The 19,336-nt window shown below is 71.4% G+C and carries 19 protein-coding genes; 11 read left to right on the top strand and 8 right to left on the bottom strand.

All coding sequences use genetic code 11. The features are described 5' to 3' along the window. Nucleotides 1-88: 88 nt before the first annotated feature. The gene (locus ACIRP2_RS03195; RefSeq protein WP_404245980.1) at nucleotides 89-745 is read right to left on the bottom strand and encodes a pirin family protein; all 657 of its coding nucleotides are present in this window, start codon (nucleotides 743-745) and stop codon (nucleotides 89-91) included. A 146-nt stretch (nucleotides 746-891) separates the two neighbouring features. On the opposite strand from ACIRP2_RS03195, the gene ACIRP2_RS03190 reads away from it, so the two are divergent. From ACIRP2_RS03190 to fabF, 5 genes are all read left to right on the top strand, one after another. Then, entirely contained in the window at nucleotides 892-2,091 is a 1,200-nt protein-coding gene (locus ACIRP2_RS03190; protein WP_404245978.1) for a PucR family transcriptional regulator, read from the top strand. An 89-nt stretch (nucleotides 2,092-2,180) separates the two neighbouring features. Continuing rightward, a complete protein-coding gene (locus ACIRP2_RS03185; RefSeq protein ID WP_404245976.1) occupies nucleotides 2,181-3,095 on the top strand; it encodes an ACP S-malonyltransferase in 915 nt (304 codons plus the stop codon). 13 nt (nucleotides 3,096-3,108) lie between these two features. After that, nucleotides 3,109-4,110, top strand: a complete 1,002-nt coding sequence (locus ACIRP2_RS03180) for a ketoacyl-ACP synthase III (RefSeq protein ID WP_404245974.1) — start codon at nucleotides 3,109-3,111, stop codon at nucleotides 4,108-4,110. A gap of 64 nt (nucleotides 4,111-4,174) precedes the next feature. Further along, nucleotides 4,175-4,423: an acyl carrier protein gene (locus tag ACIRP2_RS03175; protein WP_351075721.1), complete on the top strand. Its 249-nt coding sequence runs from the start codon at nucleotides 4,175-4,177 to the stop codon at nucleotides 4,421-4,423. 76 nt (nucleotides 4,424-4,499) lie between these two features. Further along, complete coding sequence (gene fabF, locus ACIRP2_RS03170; protein WP_404245971.1) at nucleotides 4,500-5,762, top strand: beta-ketoacyl-ACP synthase II; 1,263 nt, start codon at nucleotides 4,500-4,502, stop codon at nucleotides 5,760-5,762. Between the two features lie 142 nt (nucleotides 5,763-5,904). Here fabF and ACIRP2_RS03165 read toward each other — a convergent pair whose 3' ends face one another. Beyond that, nucleotides 5,905-6,399: a DUF3145 domain-containing protein gene (locus ACIRP2_RS03165; RefSeq protein ID WP_404245969.1), complete on the bottom strand. Its 495-nt coding sequence runs from the start codon at nucleotides 6,397-6,399 to the stop codon at nucleotides 5,905-5,907. A gap of 351 nt (nucleotides 6,400-6,750) precedes the next feature. On the opposite strand from ACIRP2_RS03165, the gene ACIRP2_RS03160 reads away from it, so the two are divergent. Both ACIRP2_RS03160 and ACIRP2_RS03155 read left to right on the top strand, forming a co-directional pair. Then, nucleotides 6,751-7,668 carry an SGNH/GDSL hydrolase family protein gene (locus tag ACIRP2_RS03160; RefSeq protein ID WP_404245967.1) on the top strand — a complete coding sequence of 306 codons (918 nt, stop codon included), beginning with the start codon at nucleotides 6,751-6,753 and terminating at the stop codon, nucleotides 7,666-7,668. A gap of 11 nt (nucleotides 7,669-7,679) precedes the next feature. Continuing rightward, the gene (locus tag ACIRP2_RS03155; protein WP_404245965.1) at nucleotides 7,680-8,678 is read left to right on the top strand and encodes an aldose epimerase family protein; all 999 of its coding nucleotides are present in this window, start codon (nucleotides 7,680-7,682) and stop codon (nucleotides 8,676-8,678) included. 70 nt (nucleotides 8,679-8,748) lie between these two features. Here the strand turns inward: ACIRP2_RS03155 and ACIRP2_RS03150 are convergent, their stop codons facing one another. After that, nucleotides 8,749-11,262: a glycoside hydrolase family 3 protein gene (locus tag ACIRP2_RS03150; RefSeq protein WP_404245963.1), complete on the bottom strand. Its 2,514-nt coding sequence runs from the start codon at nucleotides 11,260-11,262 to the stop codon at nucleotides 8,749-8,751. 110 nt (nucleotides 11,263-11,372) lie between these two features. On the opposite strand from ACIRP2_RS03150, the gene ACIRP2_RS03145 reads away from it, so the two are divergent. Further along, nucleotides 11,373-11,969 (top strand): TetR/AcrR family transcriptional regulator, encoded by a 597-nt coding sequence (locus ACIRP2_RS03145; protein WP_404245961.1) that lies wholly within the window; start codon nucleotides 11,373-11,375, stop codon nucleotides 11,967-11,969. A gap of 119 nt (nucleotides 11,970-12,088) precedes the next feature. Further along, on the top strand, nucleotides 12,089-14,041 hold the full coding sequence (locus ACIRP2_RS03140; protein WP_404245959.1) for a flavin monoamine oxidase family protein: 1,953 nt from the start codon (nucleotides 12,089-12,091) through the stop codon (nucleotides 14,039-14,041). Between the two features lie 73 nt (nucleotides 14,042-14,114). Here ACIRP2_RS03140 and ACIRP2_RS03135 read toward each other — a convergent pair whose 3' ends face one another. The 4 genes from ACIRP2_RS03135 to ACIRP2_RS03120 form a co-directional block, all read right to left on the bottom strand. Continuing rightward, the gene (locus ACIRP2_RS03135) at nucleotides 14,115-14,726 is read right to left on the bottom strand and encodes a LysE family transporter (RefSeq protein WP_404245957.1); all 612 of its coding nucleotides are present in this window, start codon (nucleotides 14,724-14,726) and stop codon (nucleotides 14,115-14,117) included. A gap of 14 nt (nucleotides 14,727-14,740) precedes the next feature. Continuing rightward, nucleotides 14,741-15,526, bottom strand: a complete 786-nt coding sequence (locus tag ACIRP2_RS03130) for an EI24 domain-containing protein (RefSeq protein WP_404245955.1) — start codon at nucleotides 15,524-15,526, stop codon at nucleotides 14,741-14,743. A 105-nt stretch (nucleotides 15,527-15,631) separates the two neighbouring features. Beyond that, nucleotides 15,632-16,060: an organic hydroperoxide resistance protein gene (locus tag ACIRP2_RS03125; RefSeq protein ID WP_376217023.1), complete on the bottom strand. Its 429-nt coding sequence runs from the start codon at nucleotides 16,058-16,060 to the stop codon at nucleotides 15,632-15,634. A 90-nt stretch (nucleotides 16,061-16,150) separates the two neighbouring features. Beyond that, the gene (locus ACIRP2_RS03120; RefSeq protein ID WP_404245952.1) at nucleotides 16,151-17,170 is read right to left on the bottom strand and encodes an NADP-dependent oxidoreductase; all 1,020 of its coding nucleotides are present in this window, start codon (nucleotides 17,168-17,170) and stop codon (nucleotides 16,151-16,153) included. A 149-nt stretch (nucleotides 17,171-17,319) separates the two neighbouring features. Between ACIRP2_RS03120 and ACIRP2_RS03115 the strand changes: the two genes are divergently transcribed. After that, nucleotides 17,320-17,763 (top strand): MarR family winged helix-turn-helix transcriptional regulator, encoded by a 444-nt coding sequence (locus ACIRP2_RS03115; protein WP_404245950.1) that lies wholly within the window; start codon nucleotides 17,320-17,322, stop codon nucleotides 17,761-17,763. Between the two features lie 41 nt (nucleotides 17,764-17,804). On the opposite strand, the gene ACIRP2_RS03110 is transcribed toward ACIRP2_RS03115, so the two are convergent. Beyond that, on the bottom strand, nucleotides 17,805-18,614 hold the full coding sequence (locus ACIRP2_RS03110; protein ID WP_404245948.1) for a hypothetical protein: 810 nt from the start codon (nucleotides 18,612-18,614) through the stop codon (nucleotides 17,805-17,807). A 78-nt stretch (nucleotides 18,615-18,692) separates the two neighbouring features. Between ACIRP2_RS03110 and ACIRP2_RS03105 the strand changes: the two genes are divergently transcribed. After that, a complete protein-coding gene (locus ACIRP2_RS03105; RefSeq protein WP_404245946.1) occupies nucleotides 18,693-19,259 on the top strand; it encodes a hypothetical protein in 567 nt (188 codons plus the stop codon). Nucleotides 19,260-19,336: the final 77 nt, after the last annotated feature.

Here is a 19,336-nt window from a genome sequence, read left to right as displayed (position 1 = left end):
GTGAACGGTGGTGAGACTCTCCGGGCCGGGAAGACTCATCGCCGCCTCCGCGACCGACCGGAATCCGGCCCGCCCCGGCCCTCCCGGCTCAGGCCGACATCTCCCAGATCAGCACCTCGGCCGCCTCGGCCGCCACCAGCTCCAGCCCCTCCTCGCCGGTGATCCGCGCCGCGTCACCGGGCCCCAGTTCCTCGTCGCCGATCCGCACACGCCCCGCCACCACGTGGACATACACCCGCGCCGCGTCCGGCACCGCCGCGCGTTCCCCCGCGGCCGGTCTGCGTACGTTCAGCATCGCGCCGGACGCCGGGAGGGCGTACGGGGTGGAGTCGGCGATGCCGGGAACGATCGTGTACGCGGGCTCGCCGCCCGGTTCGAGCGGGGCCAGCCACATCTGAAGGAACGTCAGTGGACCGTCGCCGTCGTTGCGCTCGACGTGACGGACACCCGCGGCGGCGCTGAGGTGCTGGAGGTCCCCGGCCCGTACGACCGTGGCGTGGCCGGTCGAATCGCGGTGGGTCAGCTCGCCCTCGACGACCCAGGTGACGATCTCCGTGTGGCTGTGCGGGTGTTCGTCGAAGCCCGCGCCGGGGGCGAGCCGCTCCTCGTTGCAGGCCAGGACCGCACCGAAGCGGAGGTTGTCCGGATCGTAGAAGGCGCCGAACGAGAGGGCGTGCAGGGACTCGATGCCGGCGGCCTCGTCCCCGCCCGTGAAGCGGTCGTCGGAGCGCTGAACGGATATCACCCGTCCACGGTAGCCCGGTGCGGGCCGCCCGGGACCGCCCCCGGGGGCCCGCACCCCTCGTCGATCCCCCGTCCGCGACCCGGCGGTACGACCCGCGGCGGCCCCGGCTCTCCGTGCACGTGGTCCGATAAGGCAGTCTTGTGTCCGTGCCCCGACCCGATCCTGAGCAGCCCGCTGCGAACGCCGCCCACCTGCATGCCGCGACCCTGAAACGGCTGGAGCAGTCCTCCGGCCGCCTGGCCGCCAACGCGATCGCCCGCATGGACGAGATGCTGCCGTGGTACCGGGCGATGCCGCCGGAGAACCGTTCCTGGATCGGCCTGGTGGCCCAGGCCGGGATCGCGGCGTTCACCGAGTGGTTCCGGCATCCGGAGACCCCGCAGGCCATCTCCACCGATGTGTTCGGCACGGCTCCGCGCGAGCTGACCCGGGCGATCACCCTGCGGCAGACCGTCGAGATGGTGCGTACGACGATCGAGGTCATGGAGGCCGCGATCGAGGAGGTCGCCGCGCCCGGTGACGAGTCGGTGCTGCGGGAGGCGCTGCTGGTCTACGCGCGGGAGATCGCGTTCGCGACCGCCCAGGTGTACGCGCAGGCCGCCGAGGCCCGCGGCGCCTGGGACGCCCGGCTCGAATCGCTGGTGGTGAACGCGGTGCTGTCCGGCGAGGCCGACGAAGGTGCCGTGTCGCGTGCCGCGGCGCTCGGCTGGAACTCCCCCGAACACGTCTGCGTGGTCCTCGGTACGGCCCCGGACGGCGACAGCGAACTGACCGTGGAGGCGATCCGCCGGGCCGCCCGGCACGCGAAGCTCCAGGTCCTGACCGGGGTGCTCGGCAATCGGCTGGTCGTCATCGCCGGCGGCAGCGACAACCCGCTGCATGTCGCGAAGGCGCTGATCGGCCCGTACGCGGCGGGTCCCGTCGTCGCCGGGCCCGTGGTGCCCGATCTGCTGGCGGCCACCCGGTCCGCGCAGGCCGCCGCCGCCGGGCTGAAGGCGTGCGGTGCCTGGCAGGACGCCCCGCGGCCGGTGCTGGCCGACGATCTGCTGCCGGAACGCGCGATGGCGGGTGACCCCGCCGCACGGGACCAATTGGTGGAGGAGATCTACAGACCGCTGGAAGAAGCGGGTTCCGCGCTCCTGGAGACACTGAGTGTGTATCTGGAACAGGCGAGCAGTCTGGAAGGCGCGGCGCGGATGCTCTTCGTCCACCCCAACACCGTGCGCTACCGGCTCCGACGTGTGACAGACGTCACCGGGTGGTCACCCTCCGACGTCCGCTCGGCGTTCACTCTGCGAATCGCCCTGATTCTGGGGCGCCTGGCCGCCAGGGATCCACAGTCCTAGACTTTTGTCGGACATCAACAATTCCCCATACGGTTCTTCGTCCCTGTCCCCACGGGCGTTCCGGACCAATCACAAGAGAGAGTGTGAGGGTGCTCGTACTCGTCGCTCCCGGCCAAGGCGCTCAGACGCCCGGCTTCCTGACTCCCTGGCTCGACCTCCCCGGTGCCACCGACCGCATCGCGGCCTGGTCCGACGCCATCGGGCTCGACCTCGCCCACTACGGCACCAAGGCCGACGCGGAGGAGATCCGTGACACCGCGGTGGCGCAGCCGCTGCTGGTCGCCGCCGGTCTGCTGTCCGCCTCCGCACTCAACGCATCACCTGACATCGTCGCAGGTCACAGCGTTGGCGAGATCACCGCAGCCGCCCTCGCCGGAGTCATCGGCGACGAGGCCGCGCTGCGTCTCGTCCGTACCCGTGGGCTCGCCATGGCCGACGCGGCCGCGGTCACCGAGACCGGCATGGCCGCGTTGCTGGGCGGCGACCCCGAGGTGACGGTCCCTCACCTGGAGAAGCTCGGGCTGACCCCGGCGAACGTCAACGGGGGCGGCCAGATCGTCGCCGCCGGTACCGCCGCGCAGATCGCCGCGCTGACCGAGGACATGCCCGAGGGTGTGCGCCGCGTGGTGCCCCTCAAGGTCGCCGGCGCGTTCCACACGCACCACATGGCACCCGCCGTCGACCGGCTGCGCGAGGCCGCGTTGGCGCTGAAGATCGCCGACCCGACCGTGACGTACGTCTCGAACGCCGACGGGAAGGCCGTCGCCCTCGGCGACGAGGTCATCTCGCGCCTGGTCGGCCAGGTGGCCAACCCGGTCCGCTGGGACCTGTGCATGGAGACGTTCAAGGAAATGGGCGTCACGGCTCTCATCGAGGCGTGCCCCGGTGGCACCCTCACGGGTCTCGCCAAGCGCGCGCTGCCCGGTGTGCAGACGCTCGCGCTGAAGACCCCCGACGACCTCGACGCCGCCCGCGCGCTCGTCCTCGAGCACGCAGGCGCCTAAGGAGCCCGAGAGCATGTCGAAGATCAAGCCCAGCAAGGGCGCCCCGTACGCACGCATCATGGGTGTCGGCGGCTATCGCCCGACCCGGGTCGTGCCGAACGAGGTGATCCTCGAAACGATCGACTCGTCCGACGAGTGGATCCGCTCGCGCTCCGGCATCGCCACCCGCCACTGGGCCTCCGACGAGGAGACCGTGTCCGTGATGTCCGTCGAGGCGTCCGGGAAGGCCATCGCCGACGCCGGGATAAGGCCCGAGCAGATCGGTGCCGTGATCGTCTCCACCGTCTCGCACTTCAAGCAGACGCCGGCCATCGCGACCGAGATCGCCCACAAGATCGGCGCGGGCAAGCCCGCCGCCTTCGACATCTCGGCCGGCTGCGCGGGCTTCGGCTACGGACTGACCCTCGCCAAGGGCATGATCGTCGAGGGCTCGGCGGAGTACGTGCTCGTCATCGGCGTGGAGCGGCTCAGCGACCTCACCGACCTGGAGGACCGCGCGACGGCCTTCCTGTTCGGCGACGGCGCCGGTGCGGTCGTCGTCGGCCCCTCCCAGGTGCCCGCCATAGGCCCCACCGTCTGGGGCTCCGAGGGCGACAAGTCCGAGACGATCAAGCAGACCGTGGCGTGGGACGAGTTCCACGCCGAGCGCCCGGAGAAGTTCCCGGCCATCACGCAGGAGGGCCAGGCGGTCTTCCGCTGGGCCGTCTTCGAGATGGCGAAGGTCGCCCAGCAGGCGCTGGACGCGGCCGGGATCGCCCCGGAAGACCTGGACGTCTTCATTCCGCACCAGGCCAACATGCGGATCATCGACTCGATGGTGAAGACCCTGAAGCTGCCGGAGAGCGTCACGGTCGCCCGTGACGTGGAGACCACCGGCAACACCTCCGCCGCCTCGATTCCGCTCGCCATGGAGCGGCTCCTGGCGACCGGTCAGGCGAAGAGCGGCGACACCGCGCTCGTCATCGGCTTCGGGGCGGGTCTCGTCTACGCCGCGACGGTCGTTACCCTCCCCTAGGCACACCAGGCCTTTTCGGCCCGGATGCCAGAACCCAGCAGATAAACATCGAAGGAGCGCCAACATGGCCGCCACTCAGGAAGAGATCGTCAAGGGTCTCGCCGAGATCGTCAACGAGATCGCCGGCATCCCGGTCGAGGACGTCCAGCTGGACAAGTCCTTCACCGACGACCTGGACGTCGACTCGCTGTCCATGGTCGAGGTCGTCGTCGCCGCCGAGGAGCGCTTCGACGTCAAGATCCCCGACGAGGACGTCAAGAACCTCAAGACGGTCGGCGACGCTGCCGAGTACATCCTCAAGCACCAGGCCTGATCAGGCCGGCTCTGTGTCGCCACCCGGCGGTGGCGCCGCTGATTCACGACCCTCTACACGTGGAGAAGATTTTCCAGTGAACTCGACCAATCGCACCGTGGTCGTCACCGGTATCGGCGCAACCACTCCGCTGGGTGGCGACTCGGCGTCGACCTGGGAAGGTCTGATGGCCGGTCGTTCCGGCGTCAAGCCTCTCGAGGGCGAACGTTTCGCCGAGTTGCCCGTCAAGATCGCCGCGCTCGCGGCGGTCGACCCGGGCGACGTCCTGCCCCGCCCGCTCGCCCGCAAGCTGGACCGCTCGGCGCAGTTCGCGCTGATCGCGGCCCGCGAGGCATGGGCGGACGCCGGTTTCACCGGCAAGGCCGGTGAGGACGACACGGTCCGGCCCGAGCGGCTGGGCTCGGTCATCGCCTCCGGCATCGGCGGCGTGATCACCCTGCTCGACCAGTACGACGTGCTCAAGGAGAAGGGCGTACGCCGCGTCTCCCCGCACACCGTGCCCATGCTCATGCCCAACGGCCCGGCCGCCAACGTCGGCCTGGAGGTCAACGCCCAGGCCGGTGTGCACACTCCGGTCTCCGCCTGCGCCTCGGGCGCCGAGGCGATCGGGTACGCCGTCGAGATGATCCGCACCGGCCGCGCCGATGTGGTCCTCGCCGGTGGCACCGAGGCGGCGATCCACCCGTTGCCGATCGCCGCGTTCGCCAACATGATGGCGATGTCCAAGCACAACGAGGAGCCCGAGAAGGCCTCCCGTCCGTACGACACCGGCCGTGACGGCTTCGTGCTCGGCGAGGGTGCGGGCGTCGTCGTGCTGGAGTCCGCGGAGCACGCCGCCGCGCGTGGCGCCAAGGTCTACTGCGAGGTGCTGGGCCAGGGGCTGTCCGCGGACGCCCACCACATCGCGCAGCCCGAGCCGACCGGCCGCGGCATCGCCGCCGCGATGCAGAACCTGCTGGACCAGACGGACCTCAAGCCGTCCGAGGTCGTGCACCTGAACGCGCACGCCACCTCGACGCCTCAGGGCGATGTCGCGGAGATCAAGGCGCTGCGCAAGGTCCTGGGCGACGACCTCGACCATGTCGCGATCTCCGCGACGAAGTCGATGACCGGTCATCTCCTCGGTGGCGCCGGCGGCATCGAGACCGTCGCGACGGTCCTGGCGCTGCACCACCGGACGGCCCCGCCGACGATCAACGTGGAACACCTCGACGAAGAGGTGGAGGCGGACATCGTGCGCGACACGCCTCGGCCACTGCCGGAGGGTCCGATCGCCGCGATCAACAACTCGTTCGGGTTCGGCGGGCACAACGTGGTCCTGGCGTTCCGCAGCGTCTGACCCACGGCCGCCCGCGGCCCGGTACGCCGAAGCCCGCCTCCCCTGTCCGGGGAGGCGGGCTTCGTCCGCTGTGCGGGGCGTTCGGAGGCTCCGCCCCCGGATCCCCGCCCCTCGATCACCGAAGAGGCTGGATTCCGCGCCCTCACACCACCTGGTGCAGCCACCGCACGGGTGCGCCCTCGCCCGCGTGACGGAAGGGCTCCAGTTCGTCGTCCCACGGCTTGCCGAGCAGCTTGGCGATCTCGGCCTCCAGGTCGGTCTCGCCCCGGACGGAGCGCGCCAGCGCGGCCCTCAGCCGGTCCTCGGGCACCAGGATGTCGCCGTGCATGCCGGTGACGGCGTGAAAGATGCCCAGTTCGGGCGTGGAGCTGTAGCGCTCGCCCTCCGAGGTGGGGCTCGGCTCCGCCGTCACCTCGAAGCGCAGCAGATCCCAGCCGCGCAGCGCGGAGGCCAGCTTCGACGCCGTGCCGGGGCGGGCCTGCCAGGAGAACTCGGACCGCCAGGTGCCGGGCGCGGCCGGTTGTCTGATCCAGTCGAGCTGGACGCGCACACCGAGGACGCCCGCCACCGCCCATTCGACATGGGGGCAGAGCGCGCGCGGTGCGGAGTGAACGTACAGAACTCCACGTGTCGTCACCGGGACCTCCAGTGTGGGACGAAGTTCGCCTTCCCCAGCGGCCTCGCGCCCGTACCGTCACTTCTCGGCCGGCTCCCGAGGTTGTCATCAGTAAACAGCATCGGGGTGAAACTCCTGAAAAGGGACAGTATGTGACGTGATGTGATTTACAGAAAGCCACCCGAGTGGAGCCGGGTGAGGGAATGCGCCGCTGGTTCGACGAGGAAAAGCTACCGCGCGGCGGCGGTCCAGGTGTGACGTACGGTCGGTCCTGGGCACTTCATTCGCTGAGCTTTCACCCTGCGGGGCACCCGGGCCCTCCACCCGGTGCCGCAAGGGATTGCCGGGGGCATAAACGAGGGGAACCAAGGGATGCAGGATCGTTCCGCCCGTCACCGTTCGCGCACCGCGACCGCTGTCCTGGCGGTGGTCTCGCTGCTCGGCGTCGCCGTTCTGACCGGCTGCGACGCCGACCGGGACGGGACGACGAAGGGGTCGGCCTCCGGGCAGCGGCAGCCGTCCGCCAGGCCCGGTCCGGTCTGGGACCGCAGTCCGGGGTCGGTGGCCGCCGTCGGCGACTCGATCACCCGCGGCTTCGACGCCTGTTCTGTGCTGGCCGACTGCCCCGAGGTGTCCTGGGCGACCGGCACGGACAGCGAGGTGCGCAGCCTCGCCGTGCGGCTGCTCGGTGAGTCGGGGGCCGCCTCGCGCAGCTGGAACCACGCCGAGACGGGGGCCAGGATCGCTCAGCTGCCGGAGCAGATGGCGCTGGCGGCGAAGGAGAAGCCGGATCTGGTGACGGTGATGATCGGCGCCAATGACGCCTGCCGGGACTCGGCGCGCTTCATGACGCCGGTCGCGGATTTCCGGGCGTCCTTCGAGGCGGCGATGCGTCAGTTGCGCTCCGGGGCACCGAAGGCGCAGGTGTACGTGTCGAGCGTGCCGGATCTGATGCGGCTCTGGCAGACGGGGCGCGGCAACCCGCTGGGCAAGCAGATCTGGAAGCTGGGGATCTGTCAGTCGATGCTGGGCGACGCGGACGACATGGGCGCGGGGGCCGTGGCCCGGCGTGCCTCGGTGCAGGAGCGGGTCGTGGCGTACAACGGGGTGCTGCGGGAGGTCTGCGCGAAGGATCTGCGCTGCCGATACGACGGCGGGGCGGTCTACGGCTACCGGTTCACCGGAAAGCAGCTCAGCCAGTGGGACTGGTTCCACCCGGGGCGCAACGGACAGGCCCGGCTGGCGGAGATCGCCTACCGCAATGTCACCGCGGCCCGGCCGCCCGCGTAGGCTCCGTGATCATGGACACGGGTTCGAGCACAGTGCTGCGTACGGAAGAGTTCGGCGCCCTCGCGGACGGTGCCGTCGTGCACCGCTGGACGCTGGAGCGGGACGGCACGCGGGTGCGCGTCCTGACGTACGGCGGCATCGTGCAGTCGGTCGAGGTGCCGGGCCGGGACGGGACGCGGGCGGACGTCGCGCTCGGGCTGCCCGACATCGCCGGGTACGAGACGTTCTCCGGCCCCTACTTCGGGGCGCTGGTCGGGCGGTACGCGAACCGGATCGGCGGTGCCTGTTTCGAGCTGGACGGACACACGCACCGGTTGACGCGGAACGAGGGGCGCAACCATGTGCACGGCGGGGCCAGGGGCTTCGACAAGCACGTGTGGCGGGCGCGTGGGGTGGCGGACGGCGTCGAGCTGTCCCTGGTCTCCGAGGACGGCGAGGAGGGCTTCCCGGGGCGTCTGTCGGTGTCGGTGACGTACACGCTGGACGAGGGCGGGGCGCTGCGGATCACGTACCGGGCGACGACGGACGCCCCGACGGTGCTGAACCTGACGAATCACACGTACTGGAATCTCGCGGGCGCCGACAGCGGCAGCGCGCTCGGGCAGGTGCTGCGGATCGCGGCCGGGCGGATCACTCCGGCGGACGCCGAGTCGCTGCCGACGGGCGAGTTCCTGCCGGTGGACGGGACCCGGTTCGACTTCCGCGAGCCGAAGCCGGTCGGGGCGGGCTACGACCACAACTTCGTGCTGGACGGGACCGGGTCGGGGCCCGCGGCCGAGCTGTACGACGCGGCGTCGGGGCGGGTCCTGACCGTCACCACGACGGAACCGGGCATGCAGCTGTACACGGCGGACCACTTCGACGGCCGGCCGTTCGGCCCGTGCGCCGGGATCGCGCTGGAGACCCAGCACTTCCCGGACTCCCCGAACCGCCCCGAATTCCCGAGCACGGTGCTGCGGCCGGGCGAGGAGCACGTCTCGACGACGGTGTACGGATTCACGGTGCGCTGAGCGGAGGAAGGGCCCCGCAGCGGCGTCAGGTGCCGTTGCGGGGCCCTTCCGGTTCCGTTCCCCCGGCCCGCTACTCCTTGATCTCCACGGCCGCCGTCAGGCGTACGTCAGCGAGCGAACGGGCCGCCTGCACCTCGTACGTGCCGGGGACGAGGGCCCAGTCGTACGCTTCCTCGTCCCAGATCTCGTACGCGCGCCGCTCCAGTGCGATCACCGCTTCGGCGCTCTCGCCGGGCGCCGCCTCGACCCGCGCGAAGCCGGCCAGCCAGCGGATCGGGCGTTCGGCGGTGTCGTCCCGGGGCGCCAGGTAGAGCTGGACGGTCTCGGCGCCCGGCCGGGTGCCGGTGTTGCGGAGGCGGACGGTGGCGGTGTCGGAGCCGGCCGTCAGGCTCTCGTACTCCCAGGTGGTGTAGCCGAGTCCGTGGCCGAAGGGGTAGGCGGGCTCGGTGCCTGCCTTCTCCCAGGCCCGGTAGCCGACGAAGACGCCCTCCTCGTAGCGGAGTTCGCCGTCGGTGGGGGTGGTGTTCGAGACCGGGACGTCGGCGAGCGCCACCGGCCAGGTGGTGGGGAGGCGGCCGCCGGGTTCCTCGGCGCCGAGCAGGACGTCGGCCAGCGCGTGGCCGGCCTCCTGGCCGGGGAACCAGCTGAGCAGGACCGCGGCGACCTCCTGGCGCCACGGAAGCTCCACCGGGGAACCGGAGTTGACGATCACGACGGTGTTCGGGTTGACGGCGGCGACGGCCCTGACCAGGTCGTCCTGGTGGCCGGGGAGCCTGAGGTCGGTGCGGTCGAAGCCTTCCGACTCCACGCGTTCGGTGGTGCCGACGACGACGATCGCGGTGTCCGCGGCACGGGCCGCCTCGACCGCCTCGGCGATCAGTTCTTGGGGGTCGCGGCGCGGCCCGAGGTGGCACAGGGAGAACGAGACGCCGGGGATCGGCGCGTCGTCGCCCAGGGTGTCGGGGATCTGCCGCAGCGACACCTCGACGGGTTCGCCCGCGGTGAGGGCGACCCGGCCGCGCTCCAGCGGGTTGCCGAAGAACGCCTCGCCGGGGTCGGTCGAGCCGGTGACCCGGTGGATCTCGTCGTACAGGGTCTCGCCCGCGACGGTGAGGGTGAGCGCTCCGGTGCCGCGGGTGCCGAAGACGTGCTCGCCGTCGTCGCGCGGGACGAAGGTGCCGGTGATCTCGACGCTGTGCAGCATCTTCGGGGTCACACCCGCGGGGAAGTCCGTGCCGGTCCACTGCACGGTGCCGCTGCGCAGCGGGGCCGAGCCGATGACGGTGCCGGAGGCGTCGCGGCAGACGGCCTTCAGGTCGAAGCCCTGCTCGGCGGGGGTGAGTTCGTTGTTCGGGTCGGCGCCGACCCTGTAGTCGAGCACGCCCTCGGGGAGGGCCGCGGTGAGGCCGTCCAGCGGCGAGACGACGTGGTGCGGGAAGACCTGGGCGGAACCGCCGCCGAGGACACGGGCGTCCCGGGCCAGCGCCCCGCTGAGCGCGACCTTGCGTACGGCGGCCGGGTCGACGGGGAGCGCGGCGTGTTCGTTGCGCACGAGGACGAAGGAGCGGCGGGCGATCTCGCGGGCCAGCGCGTCGCCGTCGACGGTCGCGGGATGCGCCGCCTCGTCGACGACCGGCGGGGCGCCGTCCAGGACGCCGACGCGGGCGGCCAGCCGCAGCACGTTCCGTACGGCCCCGTCGACGACGGACTCCTCGACCTCACCGGCGCGCACGGCGTCGGCGAGCGCCTTGCCGTAGACGGTCTTCGGGCCCGGCATGGCGACGTCGAGGCCGCCCTTCGCGGCGGCGACGGTGGAGCGGGCGGCCAGCCAGTCGGAGACGATGTAGCCGTCGAAGCCCCATTCGCCGCGCAGCACCGCGTTCTGCAGATAGCGGTGCTCGGTCATGGTGGAGCCGTTGACCCGGTTGTAGGCGGCCATGATGCCCCAGGGGTGGGCGTTCTTGACGATGCGCTCGAACGGGGCGAGGTAGATCTCGCGCAGGGTGCGCGGGGCGACGAGGTTGTCGACGGTGAAGCGTTCGGTCTCGGCATCGTTGGCGACGAAGTGCTTGACGGTGGTGCCGACACCGCCGTCCTGCACACCGCGCACATAGCCGGTGCCGATCTCGCCGGTGAGGTACGGGTCCTCGCTGTACGTCTCGAAGTGGCGCCCGCCGAGCGGGGAACGGTGGAGGTTCACGGTCGGGGCGAGGAGGACGTGCACTCCCTTGCGGCGGGCCTCCTGGGCCAGCAGCCGGCCGGCCCGGCGGGCCAGGTCCGGGTCCCAGGTCGCGGCGAGCGCGGTGGGCGAGGGCAGCGCGACGGAGGGGTCGTCGGCGCTCCAGGCGACCCCGCGGACGCCGATCGGCCCGTCGGACATCACCAGGGAGCGGAGTCCCACGGCGGGCAGCGCGGGCAGCGACCACATGTCCTGCCCGGCCAGCAGCCGCGCCTTGTCGTCGAGCCCGAGTGCGGACAACGCCGCTTCGACCGCGGCGTCGCGGGCCGCATCGGGGTGGGTGGGTGTGGACGCGCCTGCCACGGCCGTACCTCCTCGTCGGTGTCCTGCACTGAATGTCTCCATAGTGACCGCATGACCGGTAGAGCAGTAGGGTTCGTTATCGGTCTGTGATTTATCGGGATGGCGTACGGTCCTGGTGCGGGACCGATGGAGCACCGAAAGGGGCCGGGGCGATGGCGCGGGCCAGAAGCACGGAGCGGCGGGCGGAGATTCTCCGCGCCGCTCTCGAAGTGATCGCCGAGCGCGGCTACCGCGGCGCCTCGCTGAGCGCCGTCGCCGAGCGGGTCGGCCTCAGCCAGCAGGGGCTCCTGCACTACTTCCCGACCAAGGAGGCGCTGCTCGTCGCCGTGCTGGAGCAGCGCGACCAGTGGGACACCGGCGGCGGGACCCGGAGCGACGGCAGGTGGCGGACCGATCTGCTGGCCTCGCTCGTCGAGTACAACGCGATGCGGCCCGGCATCGTCCAGACGTTCTCGGCGCTGCTCGGCGAGAGCGTGACGGAGGGTCACCCCGCGCGTGAGTTCTTCACCCGCCGCTACACCCAGGTCCGGGCGAGCATGGTGACGACGCTGCGCGCGGAGTACGGCGACCGACTGCCGGGCGGCCTGACGCCGGAGCGCGCGGCGCCGCTGCTGGTGGCGGTGATGGACGGGCTTCAGTACCAGTGGCTGCTGGACCCGGAATCGGTGGACATGTCCGTGGCGTTCCAGGATTTCCTGACGTTGCTGGGCCCGCCGGAACCGCACGTCCCGGAGAACCCTCCCGCATGACACGGCCTGCGACGAAACCGGTACGACAAGATCGATGAACGTCACCTACGGGTGATTTCCGAGCGGTCTACGCGCGTCCGGGCACCGAGCACCGTCCGGGGCGCCCCAGGGTGGGGCGCATGACTTCCGAGACCGCCGGACCTTCTTCCGGCCTGCCCTCACGACGCACCGTGATCACGGGCGCCGCCGCCGGTGCCGCCGCCCTTGCCGCGAACGCCGTCGGCACCGCAAGTGCCGCCGCCCCCGCCGCCGTTGACGCCGCCGCATCCGGCACCGCGCTCGCCCCGGCCGCCGCCGGATCGGACTGGGCGACCTGCCTGACCATCGCCCGCGCCATCCTCGTACGCGACGAACAGGACCAGCCGCTGGTCCCCCGCTACCGCGACATCCTGCTGAACGGGGGCCTGCCGCGCAGCCGCAACGCCCCCAGGAAGGTGCTGGTCGTCGGTGCCGGCCCGGCCGGGCTCACCGCCGCCCATCTGCTCCGCAGCGCCGGGCACACCGTCACCGTGATCGAGGCCAACGGCAACCGTGTCGGCGGCCGGATCAAGACCTTCCGCAAGGGCGGCCACGAGAACGCGAAGGCGCCGTTCGCGGACCCGAATCAGTACGCCGAGGCCGGCGCCATGCGGATCCCCGACAGCCACCCGCTGGTCACCGGGCTCATCGACAGCTTCGATCTGAAGCGCCGCCGCTTCTACCTGGTCGATGTCGACGCCGAGGGCCGGCCGGCCAACCGCACCTGGATCCACGTCAACGGCGTCCGGATGCGCAAGGCCGACTACGCGGCGAAGCCGCAGGCGGTCAACCGCTCGTTCGGCGTCCCCGCGGAGTTCGAGAACAAGACCGCCGCGACGATCGTGCGCGAGGCCTTCGCACCCGTGCGCAAGGAGTTCGAGGGCAAGGAGGGCAGCGAGCTCGTCGAGGGCTGGGCGCGGGTGATCCAGCGGTACGGACACTGGTCGATGTACCGCTTCCTGACCGAGGCGGCCAAACTCGACGAACGGACCATCGACCTCATCGGCACGGTCGAGAACCTCACCTCCCGGCTCCATCTCGCCTTTGTGCACAGCTTCATCGGTGCCTCGCTGATCAGCCCGGACACCGCGTTCTTCGAACTGCCGGGCGGCACGGCCACGCTCGCCGACGCCATGTACGAGCGGGTCCACGACATCGTGCGGCTGGACCGCCGGGCCACCAGGATCAGCCACGGCGCGGGCGGCGTCCGGGTCGAGACGGTGTCCGAGGGCCGCGACGGCAAGCCGCTCGTGCGCGAGACGTTCACCGGCGACCGGGCCGTCATCACCGTGCCGTTCTCCGGACTGCGCCACATCCCGGTCGCTCCCGCGCTCTCGTACGGCAAGCGGCGCGCGATCACCGAGATCCACTACGACGCGGCGACCAAGGTGCTGCTCGAATTCAGCCGCCGCTGGTGGGAGTTCGAGGAGAAGGACTGGAAGACCGAGCTGGAGAGGATCAGGCCCGGCCTGTACGACGCCTACCGTCGGGGCAAGGCACCGGCCGACGGCTCGCTGCTGGGCGCCCACCCCTCCGTACCCCCCGGACACCTCCCGCCCAACCAGCGCGTGCACTACGCGGCGTACCGCGCCGACGCACGCAACCAGCCCGAGGCGGCGCACGTCATCGGCGGCGGATCGGTCACCGACAACCCCAACCGCTTCATGTTCCAACCGTCCCACCCGGTGGAGAAGAGCGCGGGCGGGGTGGTCCTCGCCTCGTACAGCTGGGCCGACGACGCGCTGAAGTGGGACTCGCTGGACGACGACGAACGCTATCCGCACGCCCTGGGCGGGGTGCAGGACGTGTACGGGCAGCGCGTCGAGGTCTTCTACACGGGCGTCGGCGCCACCCAGTCGTGGATGCGCGATCCGTACGCGTACGGCGAGGCGTCGGTGCTGCTGCCGGGCCAGCACACCGAGCTGTTCGCCGATGTGCGCTCGGTCGAGGGGCCGCTGCACTTCGCCGGCTGCCACACCTCGGTCAAGCCGGCCTGGATCGAAGGGGCGTTGGAGTCCGCGGTCCGGGCGGCGCTGGAGGTGCACACCAGCTGACGCCGTGCGGGCCGGCGTCGCTCGGCGGGCCGGGGGGGTGCTGAGGATCTCGACACGAGCCCGGCCAGGATCTTCAATGCCCGCCCAGGCCCAGGGTGACGCCCAGTCCGACGAGCACCGATCCGATGCCCCGGTTGAGGGCCTTCTGCCACCGCAGCATCGCGGTGCGCAGCCGCGCGTTCGAGAAGAACAGCGCGACCAGGCCGAACCAGCCGAGATGCGCGACGGACATGAACAACCCGTAACCGGCCTGCTCCCACAGGCCGGTCGTGGGCCCGACGACCTGGGTGAAGGTCGACACGACGAACAGCGTGGTCTTGGGGTTCAGCGCGTTGGTGAGGAAACCGGTGCGCAGGGCCGCGAACGGGGTCAGCCGCGGCTTCGAGTCCAGATCGATTCCGAGATCGTCGCGGGCGAGGAAGGTCCGTACCCCGATGTAGACGAGATAGGCCGCGCCGACCAGCTTGATCGCGGTGAACAGGGCGGTGGACGAGGCGATCAGCAGCCCGACGCCGAGCATCGTGTACGTGACGTGGACGAGCACCCCCGCGGCGACTCCGACGGCGCCGAGCAGCCCCGTCGTACGGCCGTACAGGCAGCTGTTGCGGACGACCATCGCGAAGTCCGCGCCCGGACTGACGACGGCGAGGACGGTGATGACGGCGACGGCGACGATCTCGGTCATGGGGACGGATCCCCTCAGCCCTTGTCGAGGGTGTACGGGGCGGGGGCCGCGCCCTCGTCCTCGTCGGGCGCGACCAGGTCCCGGGCCAGCAGCGTGGCCCCGGCGACGGCGCCCGGCATCAGGAAGACGGCCACGAACGGGACCAGGAAGGCGAGCCCCAGCGGTACGCCGAAGCCGAGGGTCAGCATGCGGCGGCCGCGCAGCAGATCGAGGCGGTCCTTCAGGACCATGCCGCGGCGCTGGAGCGCGACGGCGGTGAGTTCCTCGGAGAGGAAGTAGCCGGTGACGCAGAAACCGATCACCGGGACGACCGTCTGGCCGACGACCGGAATGAATCCGAGAGCGAAGAGCAGCACCGAGTACAACCCCACCCTCACCAGGATGCGGATGCTGTCGCGGGCGGAGATCCACAGCTCGCGCCAGAGCGACAGCCCGGACTCGGGGACCTCGCCGCCCTCGGTGCGGTCGACCTGCTCGGACAGCGACTCGTAGAAGGGCTGGCCGACCAGCAGCGTCACCGCGGTGAACGTGATCACCGCGAGGAAGAGCCCGAGGGCGAAGACCAGCACGGTCAGGGTGGTGCGGAGCAGATCGGCCCAGGGCGAGGACCAGTCGTCGGCGAAGGGCGTCGCCCAGCTCACCAGATCGTCGGCGCCGTGACCGAGGCCGACGAGCGCCGCCACGTACAGCACGAGGGTGATGAGGCCGGGCAGCAGCCCGAAGCCGAACCAGCGGCCGTGCCGGCCCACCCAGCGCTGTCCTTTTATCAAGTAGCCGAAGCCCGCCCCCAGATCACGCATGGCGTCAGCGTACTGGGGCCGGGGGACGCTCCCGTCGCCGTGCGGCCCGTGCACGGCCGAGGGCCGCACCCCGGCGGGGTGCGGCCCTCGGCCGGCGGTGAGCGGTCAGGCGACCGACAGCTCGACCTTGATGTTGCCGCGCGTGGCGTTCGAGTACGGGCACACCTGGTGGGCCTTCTCGACGAGCGAGCGCGCGGTGGCGGCGTCGACGTTCGGGATGGTGGCGCTGATCGCGACCTCCAGGCCGAAGCCGCCCTCGGCGGTCTTGCCGATGGAGACCGCGGCGGTCACCGTGGAGCCGGAGATGTCGGCCTTCTCCTGGCGGGCCACGACCCCGAGGGCGCCCTGGAAGCAGGCGCTGTAGCCGGCCGCGAAGAGCTGCTCCGGGTTGGTGCCGGCGCCGCTGCCGCCCATGGCCTTGGGCGGGTTGACGATGACATCGAGGTTGCCGTCGTCGGACGAGACGCGGCCGTCACGGCCGTTCTCGGCGGTGGCGACGGCGGTGTAGGCAACGGTGATGTCCTGAAGAGCCATGTCGGAAATATCCTTCTGCTGTGCGCCGCGACTCGCGCCCACGATCGCGGCGGCCTGTGGATGAGCCTAACGCCTGTGCCGGAGCGGCTGTCAGGCGAGGGAAACGACCATCTTCCCGGTGTTCTCGCCGCGCAGCAGTCCGAGGAAGGCGTCGAAGCCGTTCTCGATGCCCTCGACGAAGGTCTCGCGGTACTTCAGCTCGCCCGAGGCCAGCCAGCCGGCGACCTCCTGGACGAACTGCGGCTGGAGCGCGGCGTGATCGCCGACGAGCATGCCCTGGATCCGCAGCCGCTTGCCGATGACCAGGGCGAGGTTGCGCGGGCCGGGGGTCGGCTCGGTGGCGTTGTACTGGGCGATCATTCCGCAGACGGTGACACGGCCGTGCACATTGAGCGAGGAGATCGCCGCTTCGAGGTGCTCGCCGCCGACATTGTCGAAGTAGACGTCGATGCCGTCGGGGGCGGCCTCGCGCAACTGCTCGGCGACCGGGCCGTTCTTGTAGTTGAAGGCCGCGTCGAAGCCGTACTCCTCCACGAGGAGCTTGACCTTCTCGTCGGAACCGGCCGAGCCGATGACCCGCGACGCACCCTTGAGCTTCGCCATCTGGCCGACCTGGCTGCCGACCGCACCGGCCGCGCCGGAGACGAAGACGGCGTCGCCCTCCTTGAACGAGGCGACCTCGAACAGCCCCGCGTAGGCGCTGAGTCCGGTCATGCCCAGCACGCCGAGGTAGGCGGAGAGCGGGGCGAGCGACGGATCGACCTTCACGGCGCGCCCGGCCGGGACCTCGGCGTACTCACGCCAGCCGAGGCCGTGCAGAACGTGGTCGCCGACCGCGATGCCCTCCGCGTTCGAGGCGATGACCTCGCCGACCGCGCCGCCGTCCATGGGGCGGTCGAGTGCGAAGGGCGGGGTGTACGACTTCACGTCGTTCATCCTTCCCCTCATGTAGGGGTCGACCGAGAAGTGCAGATTGCGGACCAGGACGCGGCCCTCGCCGGGGGCGGTGACCGGGGCCTCACGCAGCGCGAAATCCTCGGCCTTCGGCCAGCCGTGGGGGCGGGCGACCAGGTGCCATTCACGGCCGGACGTGGGAAGTGCTGCAGACATGGGCTCGGGGTCTCCTCAGTGCCTCACGGGGTGGGGGAGGCTTCGCCGGTCGGCCGGGGCGGACCGGTAAAGCGGAAATGCTTCATGATGTGAAACAACCATGCTCCTCAATATTTCATATTGTCAAGTAACCGGTTATCCTGGGTGTCATGGCCACCCCTCGGACAGACCCTCTGACCCTCGAAGTCGTCGAACTCATCGGCACCGTCGTGGCGCGCTACTACGAGGAGTACGACGAGGCCGCGGCGGCCCACTCGCTCACAGGCGCCCAGGCGCGCGTCCTGGGGCTGCTCTCCCTGGAGCCGATGCCCATGCGCAGGATCGCCAAGAAGCTGAAGTGCGAGCCGTCGAACGTCACCGGGATCGTCGACCGGCTGGAGTCGCGCGGACTGGTCGAGCGCAGGCCGGATCCGGCCGACCGGCGGGTGAAGCTGGCCGCCCCGACGGAGAAGGGCGTCCGCACGGCGCAGCAGCTGCGCGATTCGCTCACCTTCGCCCGGGAGCCCCTTGCCGAGTTGTCGGACGAGGACCGGGCCGTCCTGCGGGACCTGCTGCGGAGGATGCTGGGCGAGTCAGGCCCGTCCGGCGACTGAGGAAACGGCTCGACCCGAGTCCGCGCGGCCGGACGGACCGCTCACGAGCAGAACCACAGGAACCAGCACGTCTCGGACCGGGTCGGTGCCGGAGTGGGGGTGGGGCCGGGCGTCGGACCGGACGACGTCGCCGGTGCCGACGAGGTCGGGCCACCGCCGGGCCGGACGGGGTCCGACGGGTCGGCGGGCGTTTCCTCGTCGGTGCCGGGGTCGGGCGACGGATCCGTGGCGGCCGGGGGCGCGGCGGAGGCCGGGCCGGACTCGGCGCCGGAGCCCTCGGGACGGGCGTCGCCGGTCGCCGTGCCGGCGCCCGAGCCCGTGGCGTCGGCGGTGTGCGCGTCGGTGACCGGGAGCACGGAGGGGCCGTCGACCGGACCGGGCCGCTCGGGCGCGTCGCTCGCCGAGGGGTCCGGGGCCGGTTCGGACGTGACCTCGGTCGATTCGCGTACGTAGTCCGAGGCGCGGTCGTCGCCGTTCGGCTCGATGGCCAGCTCGGCCAGGCTCAGCGCCCCGGCCGCGAGCACCACCCCGAGGACGGTGAACAGGGCCGTCCGGCCACGGCGGCGGTGTGCGCGCCGACCGCGCCCCTCCCGGGCGGCGGACCCCTCTCCCTCGTCCCGTCGGCCCGCCCCGCGGGATCCGTGGCCGGCGCGCGCGGGCCGGTCGGCACCGCGCCCCCGGCGGCGTCGGCCGCCGGGACGGGTCGGTACGGGCGTCTCGTGCACCGCGTCCGGCTCGTGACCGGAGAGCGCGGGCGTGACGTACGGGCTCAGCGCCTCGACGGGGGTTCCGCATCCGGCACAGGCCAGGGCACCGTTGAGATGCCGCTGACACGGGTGGCAATAATCCATGGCGCCCGCAGATTAGATGCCTGTAGGACGACGTAGAAAGCCGCTCGTGTGAGGGTTCTGTGTGGAACTGTTGATTCCGTGACCGCGCCACCACCTTTCGGCCCTCGTGAGTTCCAGCTCGTGCTGCTGCGCCGGATGGCCGACCATCAACCGGATCTCGTCGCCGACGCCCGGCAGGAGCTGAGCGCCTCGCTCGCTGAGATGCGCGAGGCCAACCGCCGCTGGCAGGCCATGGTGCGGGCGCCCCGCGGGCGGGGCGCCCTGCGCCGCTACCGCTCGGTGCTCGGCGAGCCCGAATCGACCGCGCACCGCACGATCGGCGACCTGGAGTGCGACGCCCTGCTGTGGCCGGTGCCGCTCTGGCCGGATCTGCGGTTCGAGGTGATGGTCGCGCCGGGCGGGGCGGTATGGAACGAATGGCTGGTCCGGACGCCGGGGAGGGCGGGTCCCGAGCTGCGCGCGGTCGAGGATCTGCGTCCCTGGTCGGCCACGGTGGACGAGGTCGCACGGGCCTTCGCACCGGCCCGCCCGATGGAGGGCAGCGCGCCGACCCGGTGGGCGCTCGCGATCAACGCGCCCGGAACGGGTGAATGCCATGTCGCCGAATTCACCTGGGGGCTGTTCCAGCGACTGCTGCCCGGCTGACCTCCGGGTACCCCGCTCCTCTGTCACCCCGTCAGCCCCGTCCCTCCTACGGCTCTCCCCGACGCGCGCGATGACTC

The sequence above is a fragment of the Streptomyces sp. NPDC101194 genome (assembly GCF_044767885.1).
Classification (GTDB): domain Bacteria; phylum Actinomycetota; class Actinomycetes; order Streptomycetales; family Streptomycetaceae; genus Streptomyces.
The sequence above is the reverse complement of the archived record's forward strand: the minus strand, read 5'-3'. Positions and strand labels throughout refer to the sequence as shown.